This window comes from Faecousia sp. (assembly GCF_048519415.1).
GTDB lineage: Bacteria > Bacillota > Clostridia > Oscillospirales > Oscillospiraceae > JAZOXB01.
The window spans coordinates 1-5,648 of record NZ_DBFZUT010000093.1 but is presented as its reverse complement, the minus strand read 5'-3'; the positions used below and the strand labels follow the sequence as shown (position 1 = coordinate 5,648).

The following is a 5,648-nucleotide window of genomic DNA, read 5'->3' as shown; positions in this document are numbered from 1 at the left end:
GAAAGCAGCTTGGCGAAAAAGCCCCGGAGGGACTTTTTTGACAAGCTGAAAAGCCGCTCGGCTTTTGTGATATTATACTCGCCGGTGAAACTGCCGCAGGCAATATCACGATGCAAAGCATAATATCACTGTCCGAAGGACAATATCACTCGCCGTCAGGCGAATATAATTGAGGCGCACTTCCTTCCGGAGTGCGCCTCTTGGCCCGGATTTTTTAACGGATCTCGCGCACGAGCAGATACGGTGCGCCGCTGGCCTGCGCGGCCTGAATGCCCTCGGGGGAGTCCTCGAAGATGATCGTGTCGGCGGGGGCAACACCGAAGTGCTCCATAGCCATGAGGAAGCCGTCCGGCGCGGGCTTTTTGTGCGGGACCTCGACATTCGTCAGCAGCAGGTCGAAGCAGTTCTCGCGGTGAAAATAGCGGAGAATGGCCTCAACGCTGCAGCGCGTGGCGGACGTGACGAGGGCGGTGTGATAGTCGGCGCGCAGCGTCTGCAGCAGAGAGAACAGGGCCGTATTTTCGCGGATGCGGTGGAACAGGGCGGGGTAGGCGGCGAGCTTCGCGTCGTGTACGGCGTCGATCTTGGCCTCGTCGCCGCCGAGCAGCTCGCCGAGAAAATCGCGGTAGTAGCGCCCGTTGCAGTGCTGGGCGAAGTCCTCGACGCTCAGGCTCACGCCGTAGGGCGCGAGCGCGACGGCATAGGCGGCCTGATTGGCGGGAACCGTGTCGAACAGCGTGCCGTCCATGTCAAAGATAGCCAGTTTTTTCTTCAAAAATACTCCTCCGGATGGGCGGCGCGCTGCGCCATGCCGTCAAAGAAAGCGGCAAAATGCAGGCCGTCCACCAGCGCGTGGTTTGCGGTCAGATTCACCGGCAGCAGCACTCGGTCCCCCTCCTGCGTGAATTTGCCGAAGGTGATGCGGGGATTGCTGTCTGCCGGAGTGGGCGTCGGCAGGGAAATGGCCGAGAACGTCAGCCACGGCAGGCTCGAGACGAAGAACAGCTCGTCCGGGTCGGCTCCGTCGTCCAGCGAGGGCGCGGCCTTGACGCGCGCGACCTCGGCCTGCGCGGCCGGAAGAAACGCGCCGAGCGGCTGCGCGCAGTCGAGCGTGCAGTAGCAGTAGGTCCCGTCCGGCAGGGCGACGGTGTGCGAGCTGAGGCAGCGGTCATATTCCACGATGCCCTCGCCGCGGATGCGCTGGCGCAGCTCCGGCACGGCGTTTGCGGCGTTGATGGCGCAGTGCAGTACCGTCAGGAAGAACGGCAGGCCGCGCTCCTGCGTCAGGCGGCGCAGGGCCGTGATGTCGCACGGGGCCGTGACGGACAGATAGGGGTTTGTCATCTGCCGGAAATAGTCAAAGTGGGCGCGGCGGGGATAGGCCGCGAGATCGAGCGTACGTGGCTCCATGCTTACAGGCGGTCCATCGCGGCGCGGATGCGGGCGACTGTGCGCTCGCTGCCGAGCAGCTGCATGACGGTGTAGAGGTCCGGGGAGTTCGTCTTGCCGGTCACGGCAATGCGCAGGAACGTCGAAACGTCTGCCACGGAGCCGGGCCATGCCGCAGGATCGGCCTTGTAGGCCTTCATATCGGCACAGAAGCCTGCCTCGGCCGTCAGGGCCTTGACCTTGTCGAACCAGACCGCGGCGTCATCCGCCGGGTCATAAGTCTGCAGGAACTTTTCCAGAATGCCGCGGACGACCGCACCGTCAAACTGGGCGGGGAACTCGCCGGGCGTGAAGAGCCCGTCATAGAAGAAGGCCATGTAGGGGCGGACGTCCTTCCACGTTGTCAGGTCCTTGCGCGGCTTCTTGCCGCCGCGGCCGATGGCGAGGATGCTGCGGGCATACTCGGGGTCGCTTTCGAGCGCCGCGGCAAAGTCTGGGTCGAATTCCTTCGCATATTCCAGCGCAAGGTCATAGACCTCGGCGGCGTCCAGCCTGGCGATTTCGTTCTTGGAGACGTCACAGAGCTTGGCATAGTCAAACAGCGCGCCTGCCGGGTTGAGCTTTTTGCAGGAGAATTTGAAGTCGTCCGAGGAAGCCGTGGGATTGGCCTTGCGCCAGTCCTCGTAGTTGGAGTTCAGCAGCGTCATGACATATTCGTACACGGCGCGCACCGGGAAGCCCTCGGCCTTGTAGTATGTCAGGGCAAGCTCCGGGTCCTTGCGCTTGGAGAGCTTGCGCTTCGACGTGCCGTCCATCTTCATGAGCGGGCCGATGTGGACATACTTCGGGATGCGGAAGCCGAGCGCGCGGAACAGCTGCAGGTGGAACGGCAGGCTGGGCAGCCACTCATCGCCGCGCACCACATGGGTCGTGCGCATGAGATGGTCATCCACGGCGTGGGCGAAGTGGTAGGTCGGGATGCCGTCGGACTTCAGCAGGACCTGATCGATGTCGTTTTCCGTAACGGTGAGCGTGCCCTTGACCAGATCGCTGTATTTGAATTTGTTTTCAATGGAGCCGGTGGAGCGGAAGCGCAGCACCCACGGCTTGCCTGCGGCAATGGCGGCCTCGACATCCTCGATGGGACGGTCGCGCCAGACGGCATATTCGCCGTAGTAGCCAAAGTTGACCTTTTTGGCCTCCTGCTCGGCGCGCATGGCAGTCAGCTCCTCCTCGGTACAGAAGCAGGGGTAGGCATCGCCCTGCAGGACGAGCTGCTTGGCGTAGACGTGGTAGATCGCGGCGCGCTGGCGCTGGCGATAGGGGCCGTAAGCGCCGGAATCGCCGTCGATGGTCGCGCCCTCGTCAAAGTGGATGCCGTAGTGCTTCAGCGTGTTGATGAGCACCTCCACGGCGCCCGGCACTTCGCGCTTGGCGTCCGTATCCTCCACGCGGAGGAACAGCACGCCGCCGGACTGGTGCGCCATGCGCTCGGCGACAAGGCCCTGCACAAGGTTGCCCAGATGGACAAAGCCCGTGGGGGAGGGAGCCATGCGGGTAACGACCGCGCCCTCGGGAAGGTCGCGGGCGGGATAACGCGCCTCAAGATCTTCCGGCGTTTCCGTTACGTCCGGGAAGAGCAGGGCGGCAAGAGCTTTCTGATCCATAACAATACCTCGGTCTCTTTTTGATTTTCGGAAAAAGTATAGCATATGCCGGGGGAAAAATCAATGCGCACATTGCGCGGGGAACCCTGCAGGGGAGCGGCATGCCGCTCCCGGCGATGCACTGGCGATTCGTACCGGTGAACGTTAAAAACAGGATTGGTCCCGAATTGTCATTGCGAGGCCCCAAAGGGGCCGTGGCAATCTCGCAGTACACGGCTGAATCACAGGCAGGCTCCGGCGAAAACGTAACTGCCTTCCCGAGATTGCCACGTCGCTTCGCTCCTCGCAATGACAAACTTGGTGGCCTCATGCCACAGAATCCATGCGGCGCATGTTGCCAGCCTGCATGGCGCTCACTACCCGCAAGGGGCACGCCGCATCCGTAAGGCGGCAAAGCCGCCAACGGCTGCGCAGTGAGCGCCGCTACAGACGCAATTGGGGTGTACGTTTCTTCGACAGCCTGTACGGGACGGCAGTGCCTTCCCGAGATTGCCACGTCGGCTGCGCCTCCTCGCAATGACAAATCCGGAAGCCCTGCGCCTCTGAATTTGTGCCGCTTGATTTGCGATCGCCCATGGCGCTCAATGAGCGCCGCTGCAAATATGGTATTCCGGCATGCAAAGGGCGCGCTGCGATCTGCAGCGCGCCCGGATAACCATATCTTACACGAGGCGGGAACCGGCGGGGACCTTATCGTCGAGCATGACGAGGTTCAGCTTGTCGCCGCGCTCGGCGGACAGCAGCATGCCGCAGGACTCCTGCCCCATCATCTTGCGCGGAGGCAGGTTCGTCACGGCGACGAGCGTCTTGCCGAGCAGCTCCTCGGGCTGATAATACTTGGCGATGCCGGAGAGGATCTGGCGCGGCGTGCCGGTGCCGTCGTCCAGCGTAAACTTCAGGAGCTTTTCGGACTTTTTGACCTTCTCGCACGTCAGAACCTTGACGACGGTCATCTCGACCTTGCAGAAATCGTCGAAGCTGACGGGCGGCAGCGGCTCGGGCAGCGGGTCGGCGGCAGGAGCCTGCGCCGCGACGTGCAGGGCCTCCAGCTCGGCAAGCTCCTTCTGTGCGTCGATGCGCGGGAACAGCGGCGCGCCGACGGTCACGGCCGCCTCACGCGGCAGCAGGCCGAATTTGCACAGGCTGTCCCAGTCCGCGTTCTCCGAAGCGCCGATGCGGCGCAGGATCTCTGCGCTCGTGTCCGGCATGAACGGCTGCAGCAGGCCGCCGCAGATGCGGATGGTCTCGAGCAGGTTGTACATGACGCAGGCCAGACGCGGCAGATTGCTCTCGTCGCGGGCGAGGATCCAGGGCGCGGTCTCGTCGATATACTTGTTGGCGCGGGAAATGACGGCGAAAACTTCGCTCAGCGCGTTCTGGAAGGCAAACTGCTCCATCTGCGCGGCATAGCGCTCATGCAGGGAACCGGCCAGCTCCACAAGGGCGGCGTCCTGCGCGTCGTCTGCGCGCTGCTCCGCCGGGAGCCTGCCGCCGAAGTACTTCTGCGCCATGGCCGTCGTGCGCGAGACGAGGTTGCCAAGATCGTTGGCAAGGTCGGTGTTGATGCAGGAGATGAGCAGCTCGTTGGAGAAGTTGCCGTCCGAGCCGAACGGGAACGAGCGCAGCAGGAAAAAGCGCAGCGCGTCCGTGCTGTAGCGCTCGGCCAGCAGATACGGGTCGACGACGTTGCCCTTGGACTTCGACATCTTGCCGCCGTCCAGCAGCAGCCAGCCGTGTCCGAAGACCTTCTTCGGCAGGGGCATGCCCATACTCATGAGCATGGCGGGCCAGACGATGGAGTGGAAGCGGACGATCTCCTTGCCGACAAAGTGGACGTCGGCAGGCCAGTAGCGGTCATAGTCATGGTGAGCGTCGTTCTCAAAGCCGAGGGCCGTCGTGTAGTTGAACAGGGCGTCGACCCACACATAGACGACGTGGCCCGGATCGAAGTCCACGGGGATGCCCCAGGTGAAGCTCGTGCGGGAGACGCACAGATCCTCCAGACCGGGATCGATGAAGTTGCGCACCATCTCGTTGACGCGGGAGCGCGGCTGGAGATAGTCCGTGTTCATCAGCAGATCGCGCACGGGCTGGGCATATTTCGAGAGACGGAAGAAATAGGCCTCCTCCTCGGCGGGCTGGACCTCGCGGCCGCAGTCGGGGCACTTGCCGTCCTTCAGCTGGCTCTCCGTCCAGAACGATTCGCACGGCGTGCAGTACATGCCGGTGTATTTTCCCTTGTAGATATCGCCGTTCTCGTACATCTTCTTAAAAATGCGCTGGATGGCCTTGACGTGGTATTCGTCCGTGGTGCGGATGAAGCGGTCATAGGAGATGTTCATCAGCTTCCACAGATCGAGCACGCCGCGCTCACCCTCGACGATCTGGTCGACGAACTGCTTCGGTGTGATGCCGGCCTCCTTGGCGCGGTTCTCGATCTTCTGGCCGTGCTCGTCCGTGCCGGTCAGGAACATCACGTCATAGCCGCGCAGGCGCTTGTAGCGCGCCATGGCATCCGTGGCTACGGTGCAGTAGGTGTGGCCGATGTGGAGCTTATCCGAGGGATAATAGATCGGCGTGGTGATGTAAAAC

General features: G+C 62.6%; 4 protein-coding genes. All 4 read right to left on the bottom strand.

Annotation, left to right across the window (positions count from 1 at the left end; translation table 11 throughout):
- Positions 1-214: 214 nt before the first annotated feature.
- On the bottom strand, positions 215-775 hold the full coding sequence (locus tag ACMKFF_RS09470) for an HAD family hydrolase (RefSeq protein ID WP_419496777.1): 561 nt from the start codon (positions 773-775) through the stop codon (positions 215-217).
- Complete coding sequence (locus tag ACMKFF_RS09465; protein ID WP_419496776.1) at positions 772-1,410, bottom strand: CatA-like O-acetyltransferase; 639 nt, start codon at positions 1,408-1,410, stop codon at positions 772-774. The genes ACMKFF_RS09470 and ACMKFF_RS09465 overlap by 4 nt, the downstream gene beginning before the upstream one ends.
- Positions 1,411-1,412: 2 nt before the next feature.
- Positions 1,413-3,056 carry a glutamate--tRNA ligase gene (locus ACMKFF_RS09460; RefSeq protein WP_419496775.1) on the bottom strand — a complete coding sequence of 548 codons (1,644 nt, stop codon included), beginning with the start codon at positions 3,054-3,056 and terminating at the stop codon, positions 1,413-1,415.
- 662 nt (positions 3,057-3,718) lie between these two features.
- The coding region (gene metG / locus ACMKFF_RS09455) for a methionine--tRNA ligase (protein WP_419496774.1) at positions 3,719-5,648 on the bottom strand (1,930 nt) is incomplete at its 5' end.

Coding starts and splice junctions, on each gene's coding strand:
- ACMKFF_RS09465 (WP_419496776.1), bottom strand. CDS start 1,410: ATGGAGCCACGTACGCTCGATCTCGCGGCCTATCCCCGCCGCGCCCAC.
- ACMKFF_RS09460 (WP_419496775.1), bottom strand. CDS start 3,056: ATGGATCAGAAAGCTCTTGCCGCCCTGCTCTTCCCGGACGTAACGGAA.